Here is a 22426-nt window from a genome sequence, read left to right as displayed (position 1 = left end):
CCCGGACGTCGAGGCGGTATTGCCTGCCGAACTCGCGGAGCCCCCGCCGTCCCCCTGGCACCCGACCAGTAGCGGCAGAATGACGAGGCTATTCCACCGTATCGACAGCAGTCAGTCCTTCCGGGCCTACGTGGCGAAAGAAGCAGGATCGCGCGCCTGTGTGGCATGTCGGACCTGCCGGAACCGCCTTCACCCAAACCGCGTCCTGATCGCAATCGATCCGGATGTCGCGTACCTCCAGCATGTGGCCCGACGTCTCGCCCTTTTTCCAGAGCGACTGGCGGCTGCGCGACCAGAAATGCGCCAATCCTGTTTCCAAGGTCAGGGCCAGCGCTTCCGCATTCATATGGGCAACCATCAGCACTTCGCCGCTGCCAGCATCAGTTACGACTGCTGTAATCAGCCCGTCACGATCATATTTTGGATTGAGGGTCAGGCCCTTGTCACGCGCATCGTCCATAGTAGGGCTATAGTCCGGTGGAGGGCTCATGCGAAGCCCATCGCGTCAGAAAAAGGAGGAAAATGGGGCGATCGAGGGGATCCGAACCCCCGACCTCTGGTACCACAAACCAGCGCTCTAACCAACTGAGCTACGATCGCCACAGGGCCGTTCGGCCCAAGAGAGATGCGGCACATATGCGGCGATTGGATAGTCGTCAAGCTGGCAAATGCGTACGCACGATGGAAAAAGAAACGGGGCGCCGACCGATTGGTCCGCGCCCCTCTTCCCTCTGTTCAGTACATGATCGCAACGAGGCTTTCTCACCTTCGGCGACGCTACTCTCCTAAACCAATCAGGCCGCGATGCCCAACATCTTGGTTCTGGATCAGGCGCCCTGCAAGGCGCCGTCCTGCTTGTTAGTTGACCGAGTCCTTCAGACCCTTGCCCGCCTTGAACTTGGGCTGGGCCGACGCCTTGATGGTCATCGTTTCGCCAGTACGCGGATTGCGGCCGGTGGACGCCTTGCGCTGCGAAACGGAAAAGGTGCCGAAGCCCACGAGCCGGACTTCGTCGCCCTTCTTAAGTGCAGACGAAATGGAATCGAATACGCCTTCAACCGCCTTGCTGGCGTCGCTTTTGCTAAGACCGCTGCTTTCGGCAACAGCACTGATCAAATCCTGCTTGTTCATACCTTGGGAACCCCCTTCTAACTGTGTGAATAGCTAAGGAATCGCGGCGTCGGCGGCGCAATAAGGCCCAGCTTTGATCGGCTGTCAAAGGGAAAGCGACAAAGCCACCGCCTCCAATGAGATTTTCAACCATAGGCCTAAATCTCACTGAAAGTGGCGGCTAATTACCGTTGTGCTTGCAATCAGTGGCGAAGCGTCGCGTCGCCATCCCGCCCCGCAGCCGGACTTGGCTGTGCGGCTAGGTCATCTTCTTCTGTCCAGGCTATCGCTTCAGGCACCGAAATCAACGCGCGGGCAAGCACCTCATCCACATGGGAAACGGGAACGATTTCCAGCCCTTCCCTAATATTTGCCGGAATTTCCGCCAGATCCTTTTCATTCTCCGCCGGGATCAGCACCGTCTTGATACCGCCCCGCAACGCTGCGAGGAGCTTTTCCTTGAGGCCGCCGATCGGAAGTACACGGCCACGCAGCGTCACCTCGCCCGTCATAGCCACATCCTTGTGAACAGGGATGCCGGTGAGCGTCGAAACGATGCTGGTCACCATGCCGATGCCTGCGGAAGGGCCGTCCTTTGGCACAGCACCTTCGGGAAGGTGGATGTGAATGTCCTTCCGGGTGAAGAGGCTGGGCTTGATACCATAGCCGGGTGAGCGCGCCTTCACATAGGAAAAGGCCGCCTGCACGGATTCGGTCATCACTTCGCCAAGCTTGCCGGTCGTCCGGATCGCGCCTTTGCCCGGTACGGTGACAGCTTCGATGGTCAGCAGCTCGCCACCCACTTCGGTCCAGGCGAGACCAGTCACGGCACCGATCTGGTTCTCTTCCTCACCGACGCCGTGGCGGAATTTCCGCACCCCGGCATATTCGGCAAGATTTTCCGGCGTGATCGTAACCTTCTCGAAAACGCCTTCCAAAATCTTGCGGAGCGCCTTGCGGGCAATCCGTGCCACTTCACGTTCAAGCGTGCGGACGCCCGCCTCTCGCGTATAGTAGCGGATAAGATCGCGGATCGCGGCTTCGGTGACTTCCACCTCGCCTTCCTTGAGGCCGTGAGCGTCGATCTGCTTCTGCAGCAAGTGGCGCTGCGCAATCTCGACCTTCTCATCCTCGGTATAGCCTTCGAGCCGGATGATCTCCATGCGGTCCAGCAGTGGCTGCGGTAGGTTCAGCGAGTTGGCGGTCGTGACGAACATCACGTCCGACAGATCGACATCGATCTCCAGATAATGGTCCTGGAACTTGCTGTTCTGCTCCGGATCCAGAACCTCCAGCAGCGCCGAAGCCGGATCACCCCGGAAATCCTGGCCCAGCTTGTCGATCTCATCCAGCAGGAAGAGCGGGTTCATCGTGCCCGCCTTCTTGAGGTTAGTCACGATCTTGCCCGGCAGAGACCCGATATAGGTGCGGCGATGGCCACGGATTTCAGCTTCGTCGCGCACGCCACCAAGCGACTGGCGCACAAACTCGCGGCCCGTAGCCTTGGCAATCGATCGGCCGAGCGAGGTCTTGCCGACGCCGGGAGGGCCGACGAGGCACAGGATCGGCCCCTTGAGCTTGTTGGTCCGGGCCTGCACCGCGAGATATTCGATGATCCGGTCCTTGACCTTCTCCAGCGCGAAATGATCCTCGTCCAGGATCGCTTGCGCGCGCTTGAGGTCGGTCTTGACCTTGCCCTTCTTGCCCCATGGCAGGCCCAGGAGCACGTCGAGATAATTACGCACGACCGTGGCTTCGGCGGACATGGGCTGCATGCCCTTGAGCTTCTTGAACTCCGCCGTCGCCTTTGCTCGCGCTTCCTTGCTGAGCTTTGTCTTGGCGATCTTCTCGGCCAGTTCGGCGAGTTCATCGCCCTCTTCGCCTTCGCCATTACCCAGCTCGCGCTGGATCGCCTTGAGCTGCTCGTTCAGATAATATTCGCGCTGGGTCTTTTCCATCTGCCGCTTCACGCGGCCGCGAATCTTCTTTTCAACCTGAAGCACGCCAAGCTCGCCTTCCATGAAGGCGAAGACCATCTCCAAACGCTTTACGGGATCAGCCTCGACCAGCAGGGACTGCTTGTCAGCGACCTTCACGTTGATGTTGGCGGCAACGGCGTCGGCGAGACGGCCTGCATCCTCGATCTCACGCAGCTGAACCGGCGTTTCGGCAGGCAGCTTCTTGTTGAGCTTCGCGTAGTTTTCGAATTGCTCGGCGACGGAGCGCATCAGCGCCTCGGCCTCAGGCCCTTCGGCTGCGACCTCGTCGACCGGATCGACTTCGGCGATCAGATGGTTGTCGGCCGAACTGATCGACTGCAGTTGCGCGCGATGCTTTCCTTCGACCAACACGCGGACGGTGCCGTCCGGCAGCTTCAGGAGCTGCAACACGATCGCGACGACCCCGGTGTCGTACAGCGAGTCACGGTTCGGATCATCCTCCGCAGGGTCAAGCTGCGACACGAGGAAGATTTCCTTATTTCCTTCCATCGCCAACTCAAGGGCAGAGACGCTCTTGTCGCGACCGACGAAAAGCGGGACGATCATCTGCGGGAAAACCACGATGTCGCGCAACGGAAGGAGGGGATATTGCGTAGTCATTCAATCTCCGACGGGCCGCACGATTATTTGCTCTGCCATGCTGTTCATGGCTTTATGGGGACAATCAGGGCCTCATTCAATTGGTGCCGTCCTTTTGAACGGACTGTTATCCGAGTGCCGATCAGAAAGGCAGCTTGAACCCCGGCGGAAGCGGGAGGCCGCTCGTCATCTTCGCCATTTCCGCAGAACTTACCTCGTCCGCTTTTTTGCGAGCGTCGTTGAAAGCCGCAGCCACAAGGTCTTCCAGCATCTGCTTTTCGCTAGGCGCGAGCAGGCTGTCGTCGATCGACACGCCCACGATCCGCCCCTTGGCCGAAGCGCGGACCTTTACCAGACCGCCGCCTGCGGCTCCCTCAACCTCGATCTTGTCGAGATTGTCCTGAGCGCGTTGCAGCTCTTCCTGCACGCGGCTGGCCATGCCCAATATTTCGTTCAGATCCTTCATCGCTCTGCGCTCCATGCTTCGGTCCGATCAAGATCGGCTTCGGGGAAAGCCGCAAGCACGGCCTTCACCACGGGGGTATCGAATATTTCGGCGCGCTCTTGCGCCTGACTTGCCTGTTGCTGCTCCAGCAATGACGGAGCGGCACCGCCTTCACTTCGCTTGATCTGCCACGGGGAACCCGTCGCCCTCTGCAATTCCATCGAGAGCGTACGGCAGAAATCACCGTCGGCCCACTCCTGCATTAGTTGTAATTCCAATTCAGGTGGATCGAACCGGACGATGCGTACGCAATCATGAAGGAAGTCAGCGAGCCGACCCTTCTTTTGTTCCCAAAGCAGATCGACGAGGGCCTTAGCATCCTGGGGCAGCGATGCGGTAGGAGCCGAGGCGGATGAGGCCGAAACCGAAGCCGTTTGCGCAGCCGGAACAGAGCCTTCGCGCAGGAGGCGCGCGATTTCGCCGGGGTCGGGCATGGTCGCGGCGTGCATGACGCGCAGCAGCGCCATCTCGCAGGATTCGATCGGGAATGCGGCGCCTGCAACCTCGTCATGGCCCTTTAGGAGCAACTGCCAGAGCCGATGAAGCGGCGCGAAGCCGATTTGCGAGGCCCAGGTTGAGAGCGCCTCCCGTTCCTCCGCGGACTGGCCGGGACTGGCGATGTCCCGTCCTGCTTTCGCCAGCGTCACGGCATGCACCAGTTCAAGCAGGCCCCGGACCAGCGAGAGGGGCTCCACACCGAGCGCATATTGCTCGCGCACCGCAACCAGCAGCGCGGCGGTATCGCCCTCCAGCAGCAGGCCAAGCAGGCGGCGAACGGCGCCACGATCCGACAGGCCAAGCATATCGCGGACCTGAGCGGCGGTGACGAGCGGCGCGCCGTCCCCCATTTCTGCATGGGCGATCGCTTGGTCGAGGATGGAGAGGCCGTCGCGCGCAGAGCCTTCTGCTGCCTGGGCGATCAGTGCGAGGGCATCATCTTCGGCGGCAACCTGTTCCGTCTCGACCACATGGGCAAAGTGGGCCGCGAGCAGTTCAGCGGGAATGCGGCGCAGGTCGAAACGCTGGCAACGGGAAAGGACGGTGACGGGGACCTTGTTCACTTCGGTCGTGGCGAACAGGAATTTCACATGCGCGGGCGGCTCTTCGAGCGTCTTGAGAAGCGCGTTGAACGCGTTCTTCGAGAGCATATGGACTTCGTCGATGATGTAGATCTTGTAGCGCGCGGAGACTGCGGCATAGCGCACCGCCTCAATAATCTCGCGCACGTCATCGACGCCGGTGTGGCTGGCAGCGTCCATTTCCACCACATCGATATGGCGGCCCTCGGCGATTGCCTGGCAGGGTTCGCAGACGCCGCAGGGATCGATCGTGGGGCCGCCCTGCCCGTCCGGCCCTACGCAGTTCAATGCCTTGGCGATCAGGCGCGCGGTCGATGTTTTCCCGACGCCCCGCACCCCTGTCATCAGGAATGCGTGGGCCAACCTGCCCCTACGGATGGCGTTACCCAGCGTCTGGACCATGGCATCCTGCCCGATCAGTTCGCGAAAGCTACGCGGCCGGTATTTGCGCGCAAGCACGCGATAGGGCTGAGATGAATCGGACATGGTAACAATCTAGCGGCTTGAGGAGCGGCTGTCGAAGCCGGAAAGCCGAATAAAGTGGGAGCCGGAACGACCCGCGGCGAAATCGTTGTGGCTGCTTCCGTCAGGACCTGACCAGGTTGGCGACGACCACGTCCGCCCGACTCCCGGCGCGGCATATGGCGAAAGGCTGCGGCGATGGCAAGGGCCGGGTTACTCAAGCCCGGTTCGCTGCGCCTTTGCGACGAAATCAAGTGCGGCGCGGGCCGCTTCGGCGATGGCTGCCTCGGCCGCCTTGGCATCGGTGGTCGGCCGATCGAGATAGACGGCCAGCACATATTCCTCACCCGATGGCGCCTTCACCAACGCCACATCATTATAGGCCGTGCCGCAGCTTCCAGTCTTGCTGCCTGAGGCCCACCCTTTTGGCAGGCCAGCCTTGATGCGTTTATCGCCGGTAGTGCTGCCGTTGAGCCAGGTTCGGAGACGCTCGGCGCTTTCGCTCTTCATGTCGCGGAAAATCAAGCGAGCCATAAGGTTTGCCATGGCGGCCGGACTGGTGGTGTCACGGGGATCACCTTCGACATTTTCGTTCAGCGCCGGTTCGGTCCTGTCGAACCTCGTCACCGTATCGCCATGTGCGCGGGCGAAGGCCGTCAATCCTTCCGTGCCGCCAATCATCGGCAGCAGCAGGTTTGCGGCACTATTGTCGCTAACCTCCACCGCCGCCTCGGCCAGTTCCGCCATGGACAGGCGACCGCGTTTGCGGTTTGCCTTCACCACCGGCGCATAGTCGAGAATGTCCTCGTCAGTGAACGCCACCTGTCCTTCCAACCCGAACCGCCCTGCGTCGGCGCCCATCAACACCGCCGCTGCGAGAGGCGCCTTGAAGGTCGAGCACATGGCGAAGCGTTCGTCCCGGTTGAAGCCGAGGAGCAGTCCGCCCTTGTTGTCGACCAGCGCGACCCCGAGGCGGCCGCCGGTCTCCTTTTCGATCTCGCGCGGGTTGCGAACGGACTTCATCGCCGATTCGCTAACCATGTAACGCGGCGCAGGCGGCAAGAGGGATTGGCGTGCGCCGTCCTGTTGCGCCATGAGTGGCCCAGAGAGCGACAACATCATCCCCGCCGCGACACCGATGCGAAGGCGCATAAACTACATGCCCTGCATATTGTAGGATTCGCCGGGGATGCGGACGGTGAGGCCGTCGAGCTTCTCCTCCAATATGATCTGGCATGACAGGCGGCTGGTCCGCGTGGCTGCTGCGGCGAGGTCCAGCATATCCTCTTCCGCCTCGCTGGCTGGCGGCAGCTTGGAAAAATCTTCTGCTTCAACAATCACATGGCAGGTGGAACAGGCCATCTGTCCCTCGCACGTTCCCTCCAGTGGCTGGCCTGCCGCCTGGGCGACCTCCAGAAGCACCGAGCCTGCGACGACATCGACCTCCTGACGATTTTCGCCATCCGCACTGACAAACGTGACCCTGATCATGATTGCAACTCCCTTGGCTACGGCGCCGCTTGTACGGCTGCCGCGTCGTTCATTATCTTTGCGGCGCTCTCCAATTCGGACAGTGTCGTGTAGCGGCCAAAGCCGATCCGCACCGATCCGCGCGCCTCTCGCTCCGACAATCCGATGGCGCGCAACACATGGCTTGGCCGCCCAGAGCCGCTCGCGCAAGCACTTCCCAGCGAAAATGCGACTTCACGGCATTCCGACAACAGCCGGGCGCCGTCGATCCCTTCGCGGCGAAGATTGAGATTGCCGTGGTAGCGCGCGTCCGCGCCGCCGTTGAGCGTCCATGTGTCGAACAGCTCGCGCGCCTGTTGCCATAGCGCTTCTACATGGGCGTGGTCCTGCTCCGCCCTCTCCCGCATCAGTCGGGCGGCGACGCCGAAACCGGCGCACAAGGCAGGCGATAGCGTGCCTGATCGCAGGCCCGCCTCTTGCCCGCCGCCGTACATGACGGGCTCCAACTTCACCTCGTCCCGTATCCAGAGCGCGCCCACACCCTTTGGCCCATGGATCTTGTGGGCGCTTATGGCGATCATGTCACAGCTGTCAGGGATCGGGACGCGGCCATAGCCTTGCACCGCATCACAGAGGAACAGCGCCCCTGCGCGGTGAGCAAAATCTGCGAGTTTGTCGATCGGCTGAATGACGCCGATTTCATTGTTCACCAGCATGGCAGCGACGAGCCCCACGCCGGGTTTGATCGCGGCTTCCGCTGCGTCCAGATCGACAAGGCCGTCGGTGCCGACTGGCAGGATCGTGACACGTCGTCCCTTGGTTCCAAGCGCGGACACCGTGTCAAGAACGGCCGCATGCTCGGTCGCCAGCGTCACGATGTCACCGGCGGGCGCTCCTAGAATGGCCAGGTTCAGCGCTTCGGTCGCGCCCGATGTGAAGATCAGCCGCCCTCCCTGGGGCAAGAGCCTGATGACTTCTTCGCGCGCCAGCTCGACTTGCGCCGCAGCGGCTCTCCCCAAACGATGAGCGCTGTGGGGGTTGGCGAACTGGTCACGCAGAAGTGGGACCATGACGTCAAAGGCCTCGGGCGCGAGCGGCGTCGTGGCCTGATAGTCCAGATAGATGGTCATGGCCGCCTGCTCGCCATCCTTGTCCATTGATCCAGGAAGCGATCAATGTCGGCGTCGCTGGTCGAAGGGCCGAAGCTGACCCGTATGACTTCCCCCGCCGCAACCTCGTCCCAGCCCATGGCGTGCAAGACATGGCTGGTCTTGAGCGAACCGGATGAGCATGCGCTGCCCGCCGAGACGGATATCCCGGCGAGGTCGAACTGTATCAGTTGTGCGCGGGCCGAAACGCCCGGCATGCGGTAGCTGGCAATCGCGGGGCTGCGCGGCGCGGCGCGTGCGACGATTTCGCCGCCCGTTTCCTCGATGGCTTGGTCTAGGCGCTCCCGGAGCCGAGCAGCTTCCGACAACCAGTCCGGGCGATTTTCCAGGGCAGCAGCCATGGCAAGAACGCCGGGGAGGTTTTCAGTGCCGGGCCGGTAGCCCTGCTCCTGACCACCGCTGGGTTGCAGGAGCGCCAAATCCTTTACGAGAAGAGCCCCCACTCCAGGCGGCCCTCCGAATTTATGGGCACTGATCGCGATCATGTCCGCGTCAGGCAGGGGGAGCTTGCCTGCGCTCTGAGCGCAGTCGGCAAAGAGGATCGATCCTTGACGGTCCAATGCTTCGAGCGACTGGATGACGCCGGTTTCATTATTCACATGCTGGATGGCGACGAGCGTACCGAGGCCGAGCGCCGTTGAAGCGAGCGAAACAGTGCCTTCTGCCGTGACTTTCAGCCGTTCGGCCTCGGGCGTCACGCGTAGAACCGAATCATGTTCTACCGGAGATGTGAAAATATGGGCGGCCTTTGCTCGCGTCAGGCCGATGACGATCGCCTCGCTCGCGCCTGATGTGAACAGGACATGCCCCTTCCATCCCAAGGCAGTGGCGATACGCGATCGGGCATCCTCCAGCGCAGCACGGGCCGCCCGTCCCTCAGCATGCGGGCTGGATGGGTTTGCCCACAGGTCCATTGCCTCCCGCATGGCAGCTTTCGCCTGCGGCAGCATGGGGGTTGTCGCGGCGTGGTCCAGATAAAGGCGATCAAGGGCCACGAGGCGATGTTACTCATTGATTGCGAAAATGGCGGCGCCTTCTATATAGGCGGTCTGCCGCGCAACGCCAGCATTGGCTTTCGCGCGCCCGCATCCAACCGCCGGCCTCCTTTCTCCGGGTGGCGGCCAGAACCATAACAGGTGCCATGCCCGACGTTATTTTCCCCGGACCCGAAGGCCGCCTCGAAGGCCGTTTCAGCCCTCCGCCTCGCCCCCGCGCGCCAGTCGCGATGATCCTGCATCCCCATCCGCAAGGCGGCGGCACGATGAACGACCGCATCACGCAGGCGCTCTACAAGACCTTTGTGAAGCGCGGCTTTGCCGTGCTGCGTTTCAATTTCCGGGGCGTGGGCCGCAGTCAGGGGACGTTTGACAATGGCATCGGCGAGCTGAGCGATGCCGCTGCGGCGTTGGACTGGGTACAGAGCTTCCACCCCGAGGCGCAGACCACCTGGATCGCAGGCTTCTCGTTCGGCGCATGGATCGGCATGCAGTTGCTGATGCGTCGTCCGGAAATACGCGGCTTCATCTCGGTGGCGCCGCCCGCGAACATGTATGACTTCTCATTCCTCGCCCCATGCCCTGCGTCCGGCATCATCGTGCAGGGAACAGCGGACGAGGTCGTGACCGCCAATGCCGTGCAGAAGCTGGTCGATAAGCTGCGCACGCAAAAAGGCATCACCATCCATCATGACGAAATCCGTGGCGCGAACCACTTTTTCGAACATGAGCTGGATCAGTTGATGAAGTCGGTCGACAATTATCTCGACATGCGCCTTTCGCCTGACTCGCCGATCCGCTGAGTTGCTGAAGAGGGGCCCCTCGCAACGCGGCCCTTCTTTGTTTCCGGCCAAATCAACTATCAAGAAAATATATCTTGGCCTGCGCGGTCGCCGCGACTAGCGGCAGCGGGCCATGAGTGACGAGAAGAACAACGACGTTCGCCTGATATGGAGCCGCTATTACAGCGCCTTCATACCTGCGCCGCCCGGGCCAGGTTTCTTCGACCGGTTGAAAGCGGCGAGCGGCGCCATCGGCGGCATCGCGATCACGGGATTGCTTTGCGGCCTGATGCTGGGGAACGGCATAGCACATCCGTTGCTGGTCGCCCCGATGGGCGCTTCGGCGGTGCTGTTGTTCGCTGTGCCTGCAAGCCCGCTTGCGCAGCCATGGTCCGTCTTTGGCGGCAATGTCGTATCGGCGCTGGTCGGGATTACCGTCGCGCGACTAATCCCTGATCCTACGATAGCTGCTGCTCTGGCGGTAGGTTGCGCCATTGGGGGCATGTCCCTGCTGCGCTGCCTCCATCCGCCGGGCGGCGCGGTTGCACTTTCGGTCGTGCTGGGCGCTGCCAACGGTGCGCCGAGCTATATGTTCGCTTTTATCCCGGTGGGGCTGAACACTGCGCTGCTGGTGACGGTGGCAATCATCTTTCACCGGATCGCAGGGCACAGCTATCCTCATGTCGCGCCCAAATCTCCGAGCGCACATGGGACGAACGATCCGGCGCCTCTGCTGCGAACGCCGCCGTCCGAACAGGATGTCGAGGAAGCGTTGCAGGCCTATGGCGATGTTCTGGACGTTAACGCCGCCGATTTGCAGGTCGTGCTGCATGATGCGGAGGTACGCGCGGCCGAACGCAGCCATGCCACGCTGACGTGCGGCGAGATCATGTCGCGCGACATCCTGTCTATTCGTGAAAGCCAGTCCGTGGCCGAAGCGGCCGAACTGCTGCATGCCCGGCGTCTATTGTCGCTGCCGGTGCTGGATGACGCTGGGCGCGTTCAAGGTCTGGTCGGTCCGCTCGACCTTTCGCGGGCAGGTGAGACGGCCCGCGACATTGCGTCGGAGCCGCTGCTCGTGGCGGAACATACACCGGTTTCGCAATTGCTTCGTCCGCTGACGAGTGGACTGACGCATGAAGCCATCGTCGTGGATGGCGCGGGACAGCTGCGTGGAATGGTGACGCAAACCGATCTTCTGGCGGCGATGGCGCTGCGCGCCTAGGATCAGTCGCGGTGGCGTTCCAGCATCGGCACATCGGGGCCGGGGATAGCGGAAATCGCTACATTGGCGAACATGACCAGTCCGGCTATGATCATCAGGATGCCACGCTTGCGATCGCCCTTTTTCACGATCGCGTAGATGCCGCCGCCCGTGAGAAACAGTCCCGCGAGCATGAGAATGGATAATATTGTCGATGCCATGAAGCAGGCCATAAGCGGCCAGCTGGACTGTGGCAATTGGCTGCCTCTGCCCCTAAGAGGCGCGGGATACGAATCACCCTTTGTGTGACAGGACAATTTCGCCGTGAAAATCGCCCTAGCTTCCGATCATGCCGCCGTTGATCTGAAAGCCGAGCTCGCCGATTGGCTGCGTGATGAAGGTCATGAGGTTAATGACCTCGGCCCAGCGACAGCCGACCGCGTCGATTACCCCGATTTTGGCTACAAGCTCGCCAGCGCCGTCGCATCCGGCGCGGCAGAGCGCGGTATAGCGCTGTGCGGCTCTGGCATCGGTATTTCCATCGCGGTAAACCGGAATCCGGCGTGCCGCTGTGCGCTGGTGTCGGAACCATTGTCGGCGGCGCTATCCCGCGAACATAATGACGCAAATGTCCTTGCCTTGGGTGCCCGCTTGACCGGCGTGGACATGGCCAAAGCCTGCGTCACCGCTTTCCTTTCCACCGAATTCGGCGGTGGCCGCCATTATGGCCGTGTCGAAAAACTCTCTCAGCCCGCGCTTTAAGGAGCCAGCCCTATGAGCACCGCCACCCTCGCCCAGCCCGACCTCTCCGATATCCGCGCGGAAGGCTATTTCACGCGCAGCTTGGCCGATGCCGATCCGGCAGTCTTCGCCGGCGTCACCAAGGAACTGAAGCGCGAGCAGAACCAGATCGAGCTGATCGCTTCGGAAAATATCGTGTCGAAGGCAGTGTTGGAGGCGCAAGGCAGCGTCTTCACCAACAAATATGCCGAGGGCTATCCGGGCAAGCGTTATTATCAGGGCTGCGTCCCTTCGGATGAGGTCGAGCAGCTGGCTATCGACCGTGCCAAGCAGATCTTCAACTGCGGCTTCGTCAATGTGCAGCCCCATTCGGGGGCGCAGGCGAATGGCGCGGTGATGCTGGCGCTGACCAAGCCGGGCGATATCATCATGGGCCTGTCGCTCGACGCTGGCGGCCACCTGACGCATGGTGCAAAGCCCGCGCTTTCGGGCAAATGGTATAACGCCGTGCAGTACGGCGTGCGCGAGGATACGCACGTCATCGACTATGACGCTCTGGAAGCGCAGGCGATCGAAGCGAAGCCGACGCTCATCATCGCGGGCGGATCGGCTTATCCCCGTCACCTCGATTTCGCTCGGTTCCGTGCGATCGCGGACAAGGTGGGCGCGTTGCTGATGGTCGATATGGCGCACTTTGCAGGCCTCGTTGCCGGTGGCGCGCACCCGACGCCTTTCGGTTTCGCCGATGTCGTGACCACCACCACCCACAAGACCCTTCGCGGGCCACGGGGCGGCATGATCCTGACCAATGACGAAGCCATTGCGAAGAAGATCAATTCGGCAGTGTTCCCCGGCCTTCAGGGCGGCCCGCTGATGCATGTCATCGCCGCCAAGGCGGTCGCTTTCGGCGAAGCACTGCGGCCTGAGTTCAAGACCTATGCACAGGCGATCGTCACCAATGCCAAAGCGCTGGCCGGCAAGCTGGAACAGCGCGGCCTTGCCGTCGTTTCGGGCGGTACGGACACGCATCTGGCGCTGATCGACCTGCGTCCCTACGGCATCTCCGGCAAGGATGCCGACGAGGCGCTGGAGCGCAGCTTCATCACCTGCAACAAGAATGGCGTCCCGGGTGACCCCTTGCCCCCGACCAAGACCAGCGGCATCCGCGTGGGCTCGCCCGCCGGTACGACACGCGGCTTTGGTGTGGCTGAGTTCGAGGCGATTGGCGACATGATTGCCGATGTCCTGGAAGGTCTGCGGGATCATGGCGAGCATGGCGACGCGGCGGTCGAAGCCAATGTCCGGGAACGCGTTTCGGCACTCTGCGCCCGCTTCCCGATCTACGAAGGCTGATAGCTTCGTTCTGTCAGGGGTGGTCGAGGCGCGGCGGCTGTGCCATCTCGTGTCTCGACTCATCCGAACGAACGGAGCTTATTACTGAATGCGTTGCCCCTTCTGTGCTCACGACGACAGTCAGGTAAAGGACAGCCGCCCCACCGAAGATGGCGCCGCCATTCGCCGCAGACGGCAGTGCGAAGCCTGTGGCGCGCGCTTCACCACGTTCGAGCGCATCCAGTTGCGCGACATCTGGGTGGTGAAAAGCGAGGGACGTAAGGAAGCGTTCGACCGCGACAAGCTGGCGCGCTCCATCGACATCGCCTGTCGCAAGCGGCAAATTGATCCAAGCAGGCTGGAAAAGCTCATCTCCGGTATTCAGCGGCAGCTGGAAACCAGCGGCGACGGCGAAGTGCCTGCGCGCGCGATCGGCGAGATGGTGATGGAAGGCCTCAAACGGCTCGACAGTGTTGCCTATATTCGCTTCGCCAGCGTGTATAAGGACTTCACCGATGCTCAGGACTTCGAGGATTTCGCGGGCTCGGTGAAAGAGGTTGGGAGTGAGTGAGGGCGGCTACCCCAGCTGCCCATTCGTCACTTCGCAAGAAAACCTTCGATAACGAGCTGCGATAAGCTCGGCCACTTTTCAGAGCAAACGGGATCATGTCAGAGCCTTCAGCACCCCGCCCCGTCATCGTCCTCGTGCGCCCGCAACTCGGTGAGAATATTGGCAAGGCCGCGCGGGCCATGCTGAACTTCGGGCTTACCGAGATGCGACTGGTCAGCCCGCGTGATGGGTGGCCCAATCCTGATGCTGGCCCGTCGGCGGCGGGAGCCGATGTCGTGCTCGACAATGCTGAGGTTTTTGAAAGCCTTGCCGACGCCGTCGCGGATTGCTCGCACGTTTATGCGACCACGGTGCGCAAGCGAGGCGTGACCAAGCCGGTCGTGACGCCGGAAGAAGCGGCACGCGAAATTCACGAGGCTGCGGGAAGGGCGGCCTATGTTTTCGGGCCGGAGCGATCAGGGCTTGAAACGGAGGATGTGGCGCTCGCCCGCAAGATTCTGACTGTGCCGATCAATCCCGAATTCGGATCGTTGAACCTAGCGCAGGCGGTCATCCTGTGCGCCTATGAATGGTCGAAACAGGCCCAGTTGGAACAGCCGACGGTCGTCGACCTTGGCGAACCGGCGCCACAGGTGGAACTGGAAGGGATGATAAACCAGTTCGAAACTTTGCTGGAAGGTGCGGGCTATTTCTTCCCGCCCGATCGGGCACCTGCGACCAAGCGGACGTTGCGGAACCTGCTGACGAAGCCCGGCTGGAACCATTTGGAAGTGCGGACGCTGCGCGGCGTACTTTCCGCCTTGAGCAATCCGCGATCACGCTAGGCTTTGAGGCGATCGAATTCCTTCATTTCATAGGCGATCGAAGCTTCAACCAACTGGTCCCACAAAGCGGCGAGAATCTCAGCGGGAACGCCTAGACGAGCAGCTTCAGCGCGAACATTGTCGATGACCTCCGCCTTACGCGCTTCGTCGCGGACGGCGCTTCTTTCCGGCTTGATGCGGGCGGCCGCGCGCATGTGGGCGAAGCGTCGAGCAAGCAGCGCAACGAGCTGACGGTCGATTTCATCCACGCCGGTCCGGACTTGCGCCATGCTGGTGTAGTTTTCGGGGTCCATGGCGACGCTGACTAGGCGCGCCGAGGGCAGCTGTCGAGGGTTGACATGCCACTTTGCCTTCTTCATAGGCGCGCCTTCGTGATTGGCCCCGCACCCCGGTGAAGCGGCGGCCCTGCCCCTTTATGGCAAGCAGGCGAGGACCGGGAATAACTTTCACCCTCCCCGAAAAGTGGGAACCGGTTTTCGGATCAGGAGGGTGAACAAACGTTGTTAGCGATTGTAAGGAATTATCATGTCGAAGCGTTCCAGCGCCAAGTATAAACTCGACCGCCGCATGGGCGAGAACATCTGGGGTCGCCCGAAGAGCCCGGTCAACAAGCGTGAATATGGTCCCGGTCAGCACGGTCAGCGCCGCAAGGGCAAGATGTCCGACTATGGCATCCAGCTCAAGGCGAAGCAGAAGCTGAAGGGCTATTACGGCGATATCACCGAAAAGCAGTTCAAGAAGAACTACACCGAAGCCGCCCGCATGAAGGGCGACACCGGCCAGAACCTGATCGGCCTGCTGGAGCGCCGCCTGGACGCCGTCGTCTATCGCGCCAAGTTCACACCCACCATCTGGTCGGCGCGTCAGTTGGTTTCGCACGGTCACGTCTATGTGAACGGCGTGAAGTGCAACATCGCAAGCCGTCTGGTTAAGCCGGGCGACGAAATCACCCTGGGCAAGAAGGCGCAGGAAATGGCGCTGGTTCTGGAAGCACAGAGCCTGCCCGAGCGCGACATCCCTGACTATGTGTCGCCCGATGGCGCGGCCAAGGTCACCTATGTCCGCGTCCCGTCGCTGGACGAAGTGCCCTACCCGGTGAAGATGGAACCCAATCTGGTCGTCGAATTCTATTCGCGCTGATCAGCCAGGGTCATGATGTACGGAAAGGCGGTCCTTCGGGGCCGCCTTTTTTGTTTGTTCAACAAGCCTTGTACCGTGTGAGGGCTGCTGGCAGAAATGCTGCGCCCTTCCCTTTTCAAGGCTGTTGCGATGCGTTCGTTTATTTCAATTTCGCTGATGGCCCTGGTTGCTGGCAGTGCCGCGGCGGCTGCGCCGTCGGACGTAAGTCCGTCGATCGAAACCATGAAGGAGGTGGTGAAAGAAATTTCATCGGACGCCTATGAAGGGCGGGCGCCGGGTACTGCGGGTGAGGAGAAGACGCTTTCCTATTTGGTGCGGCGGTTCGAGGCGATCGGGCTGAAGCCGGGCAACAAGGGCAGCTGGTTCCAGGATGTCCCGCTCGTGGAGATCGCGGCGAAGAATGTTTCGCCGCTGCGTTTCATTGGCGGCAAGGGGCCGGTTTCGGCCGATTATGGATCGCAGATGGTGATCGCCACCTACCGCACGGCTGCGCCGCATATCGAGGTCAAGGATAGCCCGGTCGTATTCGTCGGCTATGGCATCAAAGCGCCTGAAAAGAAGTGGAACGACTATGCCGGGGTGAACGTCCGAGGCAAGACGGTCATCATTCTGGTCAACGATCCGGATTATCAGAGCCCGAGCCTGAGCGGACCGTTCAATGGCCGCGCCATGACCTATTATGGCCGTTGGACCTACAAATTCGAAGAGGCCGCGCGGCAGGGCGCAGCGGCTGCGATCATCGTCCATGACACTATGCCCGCCGCCTATGGCTGGAACGTCGTTCAATCGAGCTGGACAGGGGCGCAGCATGTCGCGGACAGCGCGGACGGCAATGCAAAACAATCTGCGGCTATCGGGTGGATGCAGAAGGACAAGGCTGCGGCGCTGATGGCGAGCGCGGGCCTTAATCTGAATAGATTGAGCGCGGCGGCGAAGAAGCGAGGGTTCAAGGCAGTGCCGTTGAAGGGCATCAAGGCGAACGTCTCCTTTGACAATGCCATTCGCAAGCACATGTCCAAGAATCTGGTGGCCCTGCTGCCGGGCAAGACGCGACCTGATGAATATGTGCTCTATGCGGCGCATTGGGACCATCTGGGTCGTTGCGAGGCCGCGCCCGATGGCGACGACATCTGCAACGGCGCCATCGACAATGCGACCGGGACGGCAGCGCTGGTCGCGCTGGCGGAGGCGAATGTGAAAGCGGGGCCGAGCGCGCGTAGCCAGGTGTTCCTGGCGGTGACTGCGGAGGAGTCGGGGCTTCTGGGATCAGCCTATTATGGGAACCGCCCCGTCTTTCCGCTGAAGCAGACAGTGGGGGGCGTCAACATGGACGCGCTCAGCATGGCAGGGCTGGCGAAAAACGTCGTGGTGATCGGCAAGGGCAAGTCGCAGTTGGACACCTATCTGGATCGTGCCCTGGCCGCCCAGAAGCGTGTAGCCAGCCTGGAGCCCACTCCGGAAAAAGGTTTCTACTATCGGTCTGACCATTTCAGTTTTGCCAAACATGGTGTCCCGATGCTCTATTTCGAAGGGGGGCAAGACCTGGTGAAGGGCGGGATTGAAGCGGGCGCCGCTGCGGCGAAAGATTATGAGGAACATCGTTACCACAGCCCAAAGGACGAATATGATCCAAAATGGGACTGGAGCGGCGTGAAGGCTGACCTCAAACTTTACTACGAGGTCGGCAGGGCACTGGCGAACACCACCGAGTGGCCGAACTGGATGGCAGGGGACGAATTCCGCGCGATCCGGGACAAAAGTCGAGCCAGCAATCAGCATCATTAAGCGCGACCGACGCGCTATTTTTCATCCGATCCGATGCAGAACATCAAGCTGCGCGCTGCCCAATTATCCAACAAGGCCAGCCGGTTAATTATTTCCCTTACGGAAACTTGATCCCTATGACCACAATGTCCGAAGAATCGGATACGTAACGATAAAAAAATGGGGATGGGTCGTGGAAGTCAACAAGTCAGTCACAATCTTGCATGTCGGCAAGTTGGTGACGGCGCACAAGGAATGCCTGTGCGTCGTCCATTCGCTGTCACCGCGTGAAGCACTCGTGCGCACGAGCCTGCCGATGACGGCGGGCGAAAGCGTCACGCTGGGGCTGCGAAACGGTTTTTCCGTTTCGGCCGTCGTCGGCATGAACATGGGCGATCATGTGTCTTTGCTGTTCGAAGAGCATATCGCCATTTCGACCATCATCGCGGAACAGAGGCAGGGTCGCAGCGAACGGGAAGCCGTTCGGCTGAACATCGTCATGCCTATTACCGTATCCGCTATCACCGGCACGCATTCCTGCACGATGCAGGATATTTCGTTGTTCGGGATCAAGGTCCTCGACGAGGCGAATGAGCTTCGGGAAAACATGAAGGTGCAGGTCATCGTGGAAGGGCTGGGCAAGCGGGATGCCATGGTCCGTTGGCGTCAGGATATATATGCGGGATTGAGTTTCGAGGTAGCCCTTGGATTCAAGTTGCTCGACCAGTGGGCGGCGCAGATAATGGGCTGACGCTGTTGAATTTGGCGCTGTCACACCGACCGCAATCCTGTAGAGCGCAGGGGACAACGCCATCTCAGCAGGAGAAAGCCGATGACATTCCGTATGCCTGCCGAATGGGCGCCGCATGAATGGACCTGGATCGGCTTTCCCACTTATCCGGAGGAATGGCCGGACGCGTTTGAGGATGCGCGGGTGCAGATAGCTGCCTTTGCCAGGGCGCTTCATGCCGATGGCAGGGGTGAAAAAGTGCGGCTGGTCTGCGCCAATGAGGGCGACGCGGAAGTGGCGCGATCGCTGGCTGGACCGGATGTGACGATCGTCGTCCAAAAGCTGGGCGACGTATGGCTGCGGGACACGGCGCCGATCGCGGTGATGCGCGGGGACGAGCGGGCTCTGGTCGATTTCGGCTTCAATGGCTGGGGCGGCAAATATCAGATGCCGGGCGATGAAGATATCGGTGCGCGTCTGGCCGCGACCACCGGGTTGGCGACATCCTCGCAGCATTGGATATTCGAAGGCGGCGCCGTCGACACGGATGGCACTGGCCTGTTCGTGACGACCGAGCAATGTCTGCTCAATCCCAATCGCAACCCTGACCTGGATCGGGGCAAGATCGAAACGCTGCTGGCGGGATCGCTGGGGCTGTCCGACATGCTGTGGCTGGGCGACGGGTTGCTGAACGATCATACGGACGGCCATGTGGATAATCTGGCGCGCTTCGTTGCTCCGGGGGTGCTGGCATTGCCCGAAGCAAGCACGGATGATGATCCGAACGCCGCCATCTATGCCGATGCCCGCGCCCGCGCCAAGGCGTTCGGCGTCGAGGTGGCGTCCATCCCCTCCCCCGGCCGCGTGCTGGTGGATGGTGAAGTGATCCCCGCCAGTTACATGAATTTCTATATCGGCAACGCTGCCGTCATCGTGCCCGTCTATGGCAAGCCCAATGATCAGGCGGCGCTGGACGCGATCAAGCCGTTCTTCCCCGATCGCGAGATCATCGGGCTCCGCAGCGACGCCATCCTGTCGGGCGGCGGCAGTTTCCATTGTTGCAGCCAGCAGATGCCGTCGGCGTGATGAGCGGGATGCTGGCGATACGCGCGCTTTTGTCGGGCGTCATCATCGCCATCGTGTCTGTCGTATCCCGGCGCTATCCGGCGCTGGGCGCGTTGATCGCGTCCCTGCCCCTGATTTCGGTGCTGGGGATGATATGGCTGTGGAATGACAAGCCCGATGCCGAGAATATGGCGCGGCATGCAGAGGCGACCTTTTACTATGTCCTGCCGTCCCTGCCCATGTTCTTGCTGATCCCCGCGATGCTGCGGCGGGGCATTTCCTTTCCCCCAGCATTGATCGCCGGTTGCGCAATGACGATCCTTCTCTATCTCGCAACCGTCGCCATCACCGCCCGATTGGGCATTCGCCTCTAGGACCACCGAGGATATGACCAAAGTCACCGTTGCCGCCCTTCAGCTCGCCTTTTCAGAGGATCTGGATGACAATGTCGCCATGGTGTCGGACCATGTGGTGAAGGCAGCGGCACGGGGCGCGAAGATCGTCCTGCCGCCCGAGCTGTTCGAAGGGCATTATTTCTGCAAGGTCGAGGATGAGGCCCTGTTCGCCAATGCCAAGCCGATCGGCGAACATCTCGCCGTGGCCGAGATGCGCAAGGTGGCAAAGGCGGAGCGCGTCTATATTCCCACCAGCTTTTTCGAACGCGACGGCCAGCATCATTATAATTCCCTCGCGATGATCGACGATGAAGGCGAGATCATGGGCGTCTATCGCAAGAGCCATATTCCGGACGGGCCGGGTTATGAGGAAAAATATTATTTCCGCCCCGGCAATAGCGGATTCAAGGTGTGGGAGACGCGCTACGGCACGATCGGCGTCGGCATTTGCTGGGACCAATGGTATCCGGAGGCGGCGCGGGTCATGGCGCTGATGGGGGCCGAGCTGCTCTTCTACCCTACCGCGATCGGATCTGAACCCTATGATGCGGATCTGGACACGAGCCGCATGTGGCGCCGGGCGATGATCGGCCATGCCGTCAGCAATTGTATGCCGGTCATCGCGGCGAACCGGATTGGCGACGAGGAAGGCCAGAAATTCTACGGCCACAGCTTCATCAGCGATGAGTGGGGCGATTTCGCGGCGGAAGCCGACGCAAAGGACAGTGGCGCGCTGGTCGCCACGATCGATCTGGCTCAGGCGCGCAAGCATCGGGCAGGCATGGGGTTCTTCCGCGACCGGCGGCCAGAGCTCTATTCGCGGATCGCACAAGACATTTGATTGGGAGAATGACGCCATGACGGTAGCACGCCATTATGTGATGCACGCCCGAGAGGGATCGGACGCCGCGCTGGAAAGTGCCCTTCGCGCGCTTGCGGACGCCGTCCGCCCGCTTCCCGGTTGCGAGGGTGTTGAGATGCTACGCGACCTGGGGAATGAGCGCCGCTTCGTTTTTATCGAGCGCTGGACTGATGTCGATGCGCACAAGGCGGCGGGGCCGATGCTGGACAAGGGGCTGTTCGGGCCAATGATGGACGCGATGGATGGGCCGCCGGAAGGCGCTTATCTCGACTATCTGATAAGCTGAGCGGTCTGCGTCAGAGTAGCGTCACTGCCCTTTCGAATACGGCCGCAAACATCTCATTCGTCAGGCGGCCGGTCATTATGTTTCTTTGGGAACAGTGATAGCTGTCGAGCACGATCTTGCCGCTTGGCATGCGATGTTCCGCCATATGGGCGAAGCGCGCCTTTGGGAGCTTGCCGCCCAGCACCTTCACGACCGATTGATGCGCGACTTCGCCAAGCGCGATTAATATGCGTGCGTTGGGCAGTGCTTCCACGGCGGACTTCAGGAATATGCGGCAATTATGCGCTTCCTGCGGTACGGGCTTATTCTGCGGCGGGAGGCATTTCACGGCATTGAGGATGATGGCGTCGTTCAGGACGAGCTGATCATCGGGCCGAGCCTCATAGGTGCCCTGGGCTAGGCCGACATTCAGCAGCGTCGCGAAGAGAAGATTGCCGGCGAAATCTCCCGTAAAGGCCCGGCCAGTCCGATTGGCTCCCTGCTTGCCGGGAGCGAGGCCGACTACGACAATGCGGCCGAGCGGATCGCCGAAGGCAGGCACAGGAGCGTTCCACCAGTCTGGATGCTGGGTCCGGCATTCCTCGCGCAAAGCGACGAGGCGCGGGCAGAGCGGACAATCGAGCGGAGCTTCCGCATGAGCTATGGGGCTTTGCAGCGTCATGCGTAGCGGTTAGGCGCAGTGCGATGGTCAAGACAAGCACTCTTCATGTTTACGCGCTAGCACTAGGGTCGAACCGGCCGTTGTCGGGGAAGCGGACGCCGAAGATACTGGTGCGCGAAGCTGCGGCGGACTTGCGGCGGGTTGGCCGGGTGCTTGCGATGGCACCGACATTGACGTCATCGCCGATCGGGCCTTCGTTGCGGGAATATGCAAACAGCGCCTTGTTGATCGAGAGCGACCTGCCACCGAAGGCAATGTTGAGCGCGCTCAAGATGATTGAAGCGCGGCTGGGCCGACGTCGCCATCGCCGCTGGGGCGCGCGCAGCATCGATATCGACATCATCCTCTGGTCCGGCGGGCGCTGGGAGAGCAGGACGCTGGACATTCCGCACCCCGCATTTCGGGCGCGCGATTTCGTGCTGTCACCGCTTTGCGCGATCGCACCGGCTTGGCGAGATCCGGTTTCCGGCCTGTCCATCCGGCAGCTGCGAGCGAGGTTGCGAAAAGCACAAGTTTTGCTGCGCCCTAGAGGTTGACCAGTCGCATAACGGCCTCTAGTGCGTGCGGACCTCGCATGAGAGGGCCCTTAGCTCAGTCGGTAGAGCAACTGACTTTTAATCAGTAGGTCGCTGGTTCGAATCCAGCAGGGCTCACCATATTTCGCCATCGTCGGTTTGACATGGCGAGCCGCGCTTTCTCC

25 protein-coding genes, 2 tRNA genes, 1 other RNA gene and 1 pseudogene are annotated in these 22426 nt (G+C 61.2%); 15 read left to right on the top strand and 14 right to left on the bottom strand.

Features of this window, described 5'->3' with window-relative positions:
* Positions 1-88 precede the first annotated feature (88 nt).
* The 11 genes from hisI to ACWNC0_RS13515 all read right to left on the bottom strand — a co-directional run bounded on the left by hisI (position 89) and on the right by ACWNC0_RS13515 (position 9369).
* Positions 89-460 carry a phosphoribosyl-AMP cyclohydrolase gene (hisI, locus tag ACWNC0_RS13565; protein ID WP_449474619.1) on the bottom strand — a complete coding sequence of 124 codons (372 nt, stop codon included), beginning with the start codon at positions 458-460 and terminating at the stop codon, positions 89-91.
* Between the two features lie 63 nt (positions 461-523).
* Positions 524-600, bottom strand: a tRNA-His gene (locus tag ACWNC0_RS13560).
* A gap of 258 nt (positions 601-858) precedes the next feature.
* The gene (locus tag ACWNC0_RS13555) at positions 859-1131 is read right to left on the bottom strand and encodes an HU family DNA-binding protein (RefSeq protein ID WP_196226204.1); all 273 of its coding nucleotides are present in this window, start codon (positions 1129-1131) and stop codon (positions 859-861) included.
* A gap of 182 nt (positions 1132-1313) precedes the next feature.
* Complete coding sequence (gene lon, locus ACWNC0_RS13550; RefSeq protein WP_449472242.1) at positions 1314-3710, bottom strand: endopeptidase La; 2397 nt, start codon at positions 3708-3710, stop codon at positions 1314-1316.
* Between the two features lie 121 nt (positions 3711-3831).
* Entirely contained in the window at positions 3832-4155 is a 324-nt protein-coding gene (locus ACWNC0_RS13545) for a YbaB/EbfC family nucleoid-associated protein (RefSeq protein WP_167303137.1), read from the bottom strand.
* A complete protein-coding gene (locus ACWNC0_RS13540; RefSeq protein ID WP_449472240.1) occupies positions 4152-5759 on the bottom strand; it encodes a DNA polymerase III subunit gamma/tau in 1608 nt (535 codons plus the stop codon). Before ACWNC0_RS13540 ends, ACWNC0_RS13545 begins: the two co-directional genes overlap by 4 nt.
* A 50-nt stretch (positions 5760-5809) precedes the next feature.
* Positions 5810-5907: signal recognition particle sRNA small type (gene ffs, locus ACWNC0_RS13535), an RNA gene on the bottom strand.
* A 41-nt stretch (positions 5908-5948) separates the two neighbouring features.
* Complete coding sequence (blaSGM, locus tag ACWNC0_RS13530) at positions 5949-6857, bottom strand: SGM family class A beta-lactamase (RefSeq protein WP_449474618.1); 909 nt, start codon at positions 6855-6857, stop codon at positions 5949-5951.
* Between the two features lie 33 nt (positions 6858-6890).
* Entirely contained in the window at positions 6891-7226 is a 336-nt protein-coding gene (locus ACWNC0_RS13525) for a 2Fe-2S iron-sulfur cluster-binding protein (protein WP_449472238.1), read from the bottom strand.
* Positions 7227-7243: 17 nt separating this feature from the next.
* A complete protein-coding gene (locus ACWNC0_RS13520; protein ID WP_449472237.1) occupies positions 7244-8335 on the bottom strand; it encodes a cysteine desulfurase family protein in 1092 nt (363 codons plus the stop codon).
* Positions 8332-9369 carry a cysteine desulfurase family protein gene (locus tag ACWNC0_RS13515; RefSeq protein WP_449472235.1) on the bottom strand — a complete coding sequence of 346 codons (1038 nt, stop codon included), beginning with the start codon at positions 9367-9369 and terminating at the stop codon, positions 8332-8334. Before ACWNC0_RS13515 ends, ACWNC0_RS13520 begins: the two co-directional genes overlap by 4 nt.
* Before the next feature lie 146 nt (positions 9370-9515).
* On the opposite strand from ACWNC0_RS13515, the gene ACWNC0_RS13510 reads away from it, so the two are divergent.
* A complete protein-coding gene (locus ACWNC0_RS13510) occupies positions 9516-10172 on the top strand; it encodes an alpha/beta hydrolase (protein ID WP_196226211.1) in 657 nt (218 codons plus the stop codon).
* Between the two features lie 112 nt (positions 10173-10284).
* Positions 10285-11376, top strand: a complete 1092-nt coding sequence (locus tag ACWNC0_RS13505; RefSeq protein ID WP_449472233.1) for an HPP family protein — start codon at positions 10285-10287, stop codon at positions 11374-11376.
* 2 nt (positions 11377-11378) lie between these two features.
* Here the strand turns inward: ACWNC0_RS13505 and ACWNC0_RS13500 are convergent, their stop codons facing one another.
* Positions 11379-11576 (bottom strand): hypothetical protein, encoded by a 198-nt coding sequence (locus ACWNC0_RS13500; protein ID WP_449472231.1) that lies wholly within the window; start codon positions 11574-11576, stop codon positions 11379-11381.
* A 103-nt stretch (positions 11577-11679) separates the two neighbouring features.
* Here ACWNC0_RS13500 and rpiB point away from each other — a divergent pair, with 103 nt between their 5' ends.
* The 4 genes and pseudogenes from rpiB to ACWNC0_RS13480 all read left to right on the top strand — a co-directional run.
* The gene (rpiB, locus tag ACWNC0_RS13495; protein ID WP_449472229.1) at positions 11680-12117 is read left to right on the top strand and encodes a ribose 5-phosphate isomerase B; all 438 of its coding nucleotides are present in this window, start codon (positions 11680-11682) and stop codon (positions 12115-12117) included.
* 12 nt (positions 12118-12129) lie between these two features.
* Positions 12130-13449, top strand: coding sequence for a serine hydroxymethyltransferase (gene glyA / locus ACWNC0_RS13490; RefSeq protein WP_449472227.1), 1320 nt, complete (start codon positions 12130-12132; stop codon positions 13447-13449).
* An 88-nt stretch (positions 13450-13537) separates the two neighbouring features.
* The gene (nrdR, locus tag ACWNC0_RS13485; RefSeq protein WP_196226215.1) at positions 13538-13999 is read left to right on the top strand and encodes a transcriptional regulator NrdR; all 462 of its coding nucleotides are present in this window, start codon (positions 13538-13540) and stop codon (positions 13997-13999) included.
* A gap of 23 nt (positions 14000-14022) precedes the next feature.
* Positions 14023-14823: pseudogene (locus tag ACWNC0_RS13480) on the top strand (RNA methyltransferase); the annotation flags it as partial.
* Here the strand turns inward: ACWNC0_RS13480 and ACWNC0_RS13475 are convergent.
* Positions 14820-15116 (bottom strand): chorismate mutase, encoded by a 297-nt coding sequence (locus ACWNC0_RS13475; RefSeq protein ID WP_449474617.1) that lies wholly within the window; start codon positions 15114-15116, stop codon positions 14820-14822. The pseudogene ACWNC0_RS13480 and the gene ACWNC0_RS13475 sit on opposite strands and share 4 nt — an antisense overlap.
* A 232-nt stretch (positions 15117-15348) precedes the next feature.
* Here ACWNC0_RS13475 and rpsD point away from each other — a divergent pair, with 232 nt between their 5' ends.
* The 7 genes from rpsD to ACWNC0_RS13440 all read left to right on the top strand — a co-directional run bounded on the left by rpsD (position 15349) and on the right by ACWNC0_RS13440 (position 21065).
* The gene (gene rpsD / locus ACWNC0_RS13470; RefSeq protein ID WP_449472226.1) at positions 15349-15963 is read left to right on the top strand and encodes a 30S ribosomal protein S4; all 615 of its coding nucleotides are present in this window, start codon (positions 15349-15351) and stop codon (positions 15961-15963) included.
* 129 nt (positions 15964-16092) lie between these two features.
* Positions 16093-17748 (top strand): M28 family peptidase, encoded by a 1656-nt coding sequence (locus ACWNC0_RS13465; protein ID WP_449472225.1) that lies wholly within the window; start codon positions 16093-16095, stop codon positions 17746-17748.
* 172 nt (positions 17749-17920) lie between these two features.
* Positions 17921-18478, top strand: coding sequence for a PilZ domain-containing protein (locus tag ACWNC0_RS13460; RefSeq protein WP_449472223.1), 558 nt, complete (start codon positions 17921-17923; stop codon positions 18476-18478).
* An 81-nt stretch (positions 18479-18559) separates the two neighbouring features.
* Complete coding sequence (locus ACWNC0_RS13455; protein WP_449472221.1) at positions 18560-19543, top strand: agmatine deiminase family protein; 984 nt, start codon at positions 18560-18562, stop codon at positions 19541-19543.
* Positions 19543-19896 (top strand): DUF3147 family protein, encoded by a 354-nt coding sequence (locus ACWNC0_RS13450; RefSeq protein WP_449472220.1) that lies wholly within the window; start codon positions 19543-19545, stop codon positions 19894-19896. Before ACWNC0_RS13455 ends, ACWNC0_RS13450 begins: the two co-directional genes overlap by 1 nt.
* Before the next feature lie 13 nt (positions 19897-19909).
* Entirely contained in the window at positions 19910-20758 is an 849-nt protein-coding gene (gene aguB, locus ACWNC0_RS13445; protein ID WP_449472218.1) for an N-carbamoylputrescine amidase, read from the top strand.
* Positions 20759-20774: 16 nt separating this feature from the next.
* Positions 20775-21065 (top strand): putative quinol monooxygenase, encoded by a 291-nt coding sequence (locus tag ACWNC0_RS13440; protein WP_449472216.1) that lies wholly within the window; start codon positions 20775-20777, stop codon positions 21063-21065.
* Positions 21066-21075: 10 nt separating this feature from the next.
* On the opposite strand, the gene ACWNC0_RS13435 is transcribed toward ACWNC0_RS13440, so the two are convergent.
* Complete coding sequence (locus ACWNC0_RS13435) at positions 21076-21726, bottom strand: uracil-DNA glycosylase (protein WP_449472214.1); 651 nt, start codon at positions 21724-21726, stop codon at positions 21076-21078.
* Positions 21727-21749: 23 nt separating this feature from the next.
* Here ACWNC0_RS13435 and folK point away from each other — a divergent pair, with 23 nt between their 5' ends.
* Both folK and ACWNC0_RS13425 read left to right on the top strand, forming a co-directional pair.
* Complete coding sequence (gene folK / locus ACWNC0_RS13430; RefSeq protein ID WP_449472213.1) at positions 21750-22262, top strand: 2-amino-4-hydroxy-6-hydroxymethyldihydropteridine diphosphokinase; 513 nt, start codon at positions 21750-21752, stop codon at positions 22260-22262.
* A 44-nt stretch (positions 22263-22306) separates the two neighbouring features.
* Positions 22307-22382, top strand: a tRNA-Lys gene (locus ACWNC0_RS13425).
* Positions 22383-22426: the final 44 nt, after the last annotated feature.

Source organism: Sphingobium chungangianum, assembly GCF_977014255.1.
This window is presented reverse-complemented; position numbering and strand designations above follow the sequence as displayed.